The 2,898-nt window shown below is 72.5% G+C and carries 3 protein-coding genes; 2 read left to right on the forward strand and 1 reads right to left on the reverse strand.

The window, feature by feature from the left end:
* Positions 1-619 (reverse strand): aldo/keto reductase (locus HW445_RS24945; protein WP_180223177.1); only part of this gene is annotated, 619 nt, incomplete at its 3' end.
* 183 nt (positions 620-802) lie between these two features.
* Here HW445_RS24945 and HW445_RS24950 point away from each other — a divergent pair.
* Together HW445_RS24950 and HW445_RS24955 are read left to right on the forward strand one after the other, a co-directional pair.
* Entirely contained in the window at positions 803-1,858 is a 1,056-nt protein-coding gene (locus HW445_RS24950; protein ID WP_180223178.1) for an LLM class F420-dependent oxidoreductase, read from the forward strand.
* 272 nt (positions 1,859-2,130) lie between these two features.
* A partial coding sequence (locus HW445_RS24955; RefSeq protein ID WP_180223179.1) for a ferritin-like domain-containing protein occupies positions 2,131-2,898 on the forward strand: 768 nt, incomplete at its 3' end.

Here is a 2,898-nt window from a genome sequence, read left to right on the forward strand (position 1 = left end):
AGGAGGGCAGCAGGCCGATCCCCAGCTCCCGGGCCGCGGGCAGCACCTCGCGCTCGACGCCGCGCTGGAGCAGCGAGTACTCCAGCTGGGTGCCCGCCAGCGCGGTCCGCGCCCCGGGAGCGGCGAGCTGCCAGGTGGCCGCCCGGGCGAGCTGCCAGCCGCAGAAGTTGGACACGCCGACGTAGCGGGCCCGCCCGCTGGTCACCGCGATGTCCAGCGCCTGCAGGGTCTCCTCGATCGGCGTGTCCTCGTCGTAGGCGTGCACCTGCCACAGGTCGACGTGGTCGGTGCCGAGGCGGGCCAGCGAGGCGTCGAGGGCGGCGAGCAGGTGGCCGCGCGAGCCGTCGACCCGGCGTTCGGGGTCGGCCACGCTGCCCGCCTTGGTGGAGATGACCAGGTCCTCGCGCGGCACCAGGTCGGCGATCAGCCGGCCCAGCAGGTACTCGGCCTCCCCGCCGCCGTATATGTCGGCGGTGTCGACCAGGTTCCCGCCGGCCTCCCAGAACGCCTTCAACAACTCGGCCGCGTCGTGCTCGTCGGTGTCCCGGCCCCAGGTGAGGGTGCCGAGTCCGATGCGGGACACGCGAAGGCCGGTCCGGCCGAGATGCCTCTGCTTCATGAACGCGCACATTACTGGCCGGATCTTGCTCCCGGGGAACCCTGTGGACAACCGGTCCGCGGGCCGCACCGCCCGTCACCCCCGGACGTGACCCGCATCGCGTCGTCCCCCGCTCCCCACCAGGCCCCCGGCGCGCTAGGGTCCTGCTGGACAGGGACGTTACTGATCAGTAAGGGGAGCGGCATGCGGCTCGGGATCAATCTCGGCTACTGGGGCGCCGGAATGGACCAGGACAACCTGGAGGTGGCCAAGGAGGCCGACCGTCTGGGCTACTCGGTGTGCTGGGCCGCGGAGGCGTACGGCTCCGACGCCGCCACGGTGCTCAGCTGGGTCGCCGCCCAGACCGAGCGGATCGACGTGGGCTCGGCCATCTTCCAGATCCCGGCCCGCCAGCCCGCCATGACGGCGATGACCGCCGCGACCCTGGACTCGCTCTCCGGCGGCCGGTTCCGGCTGGGTCTGGGCGTCTCCGGACCGCAGGTCTCCGAGGGCTGGTACGGCGTGAAGTTCGACAAGCCGCTCGCCCGGACGCGTGAGTACGTGGAGATCATCCGCAAGGCGATGACCCGTGAGCGCCTGTCCTACGAGGGCGAGCACTGGACCCTGCCGCTCCCGGGCGGCCCGGGCAAGCCGCTCAAGCTCACCGTGCACCCGCAGCGCGAGCACATCCCGGTCTACATCGCGGCCATCGGTCCGAAGAACCTCGAGCAGACCGGTGAGATCGCGGACGGCGCCCTGCTGATCTTCCCGTCGGCCGAACACCTCGAGGAGACCGCGGTCAAGCACATCCGCGCGGGCCGCGAGAAGGCGGGCAGGACGCTGGAGGGCTTCGACATCGTCCCGACCGTGCCGCTGGCCGTGGGCGAGGACAAGGACGTCCCGGCGCTGGCGGACACCTTCCGCCCGTACACCGCGCTCTACGTGGGCGGCATGGGCAGCCGGAAGCAGAACTTCTACAACCAGCTCGCCCAGCGCATGGGCTACGAGCAGGCCGCCGCAGAGATCCAGGACAAGTACCTGGCCGGCGACAAGGACGGCGCCGCGGCCGCGGTCCCGCAGGACCTGATCGACAAGACCGCCCTGCTGGGATCGGTGGACCGGATCGCCGACCGGATGAAGGCATACGCCGCCGCCGGCGTCACCACGCTGACCCTGGCCCCGGCCGGCTTCACGCTCGAGGAGCGGATCACCGCGCTGCGCGCCGGCATGGAGGCCCTGGAGCGCGCCGGTCTTGCCTGATCCTGGGACGCCCCGCTGGGGCCCGCCGCCCAACCGGGCGGCGGGCCCCAGCGGGTTTCGGGGGCCTGCGGCCGTGGTGGGGGCTCGGGGGTCCTCCCCGCCACGGCCGTCACCAGGAACAACGCTCCCGCGGCCCGCCGGTTACGTGCGGGGGCGGGCCGGGCCGGTCCTTCGGTCGGCCGAGCGGAGGAGCTGAGCTGTTGCGCCCGCCATGCCGCGGCCGTTGACTCGTTCTCCGGAAGTCCCCGCCCGTGTCCTCGAAAGAGGTGTCCATGCTTTCGGCCAGGAGTCTGTTCCAGGAGATCTTCGACAACGACGACGCGTTCCGCCTGTTCTGCTCCGTCGCCGCGGGCGGCGAGACGCAGGGCGGCTGGGAGAACGCACGCATCGCGGCACTGGTGCCGGCGGAGGAACAGGCCATGGCGCCGCGGATCGCCCGGCACGGCGCGGACGAGGACAAGCACGGGCGGATCTTCAACGCGCTGATGCGCAAGCGCGGCCTGGAGCCGGTGGAGGTGCCGCCGGACACCGACTACACGATGCTCCTGGAGCGCAACGGCATCGGGCTCCCGCACGACAAGCTGCGCCGTGAGGAGACCCTGACGGTGCGGGACCTCGTCACCTACCTGGCGCACAGCCGGGTCACCGAGCAGCGGGCGTCGGAGCAGATGCGGCTGCTGTGCCGGTACTTCGGCGAGCATCCGGACGTCGGGCGGGCGGTCCGGATGATCTCCGCCGACGAGGACAACCACCTGGCCTACTGCCACGAGGAGCTGCTGCGGCTGTCGGCGGCCGGGTACGGGCCGCTGATCCGGCGGACGCTGCGGGAGACCGCGCTGGCCGAGATCGCCGTCTACCGGGACGTGAGCGTCGCCGTGATGACGCGCATGGGCCGGATCCTCGGCTGGTCCCGGCCGAAGCTGGCCGCGCTGACCGGCGGGATCCACGCGGCGTACGCGTTCGAGCGGGCGGGCGGGCGGCGTCGCATGGTGAGCCTGCGGATGCCGGCGCCGGAGATGCGCGACGCGCTGGGCGGTCCG

The sequence above is a fragment of the Streptomyces sp. UH6 genome (genome assembly GCF_013421635.1).
GTDB classification, from domain to species: Bacteria; Actinomycetota; Actinomycetes; order Streptomycetales; family Streptomycetaceae; genus Streptomyces; species Streptomyces abyssomicinicus.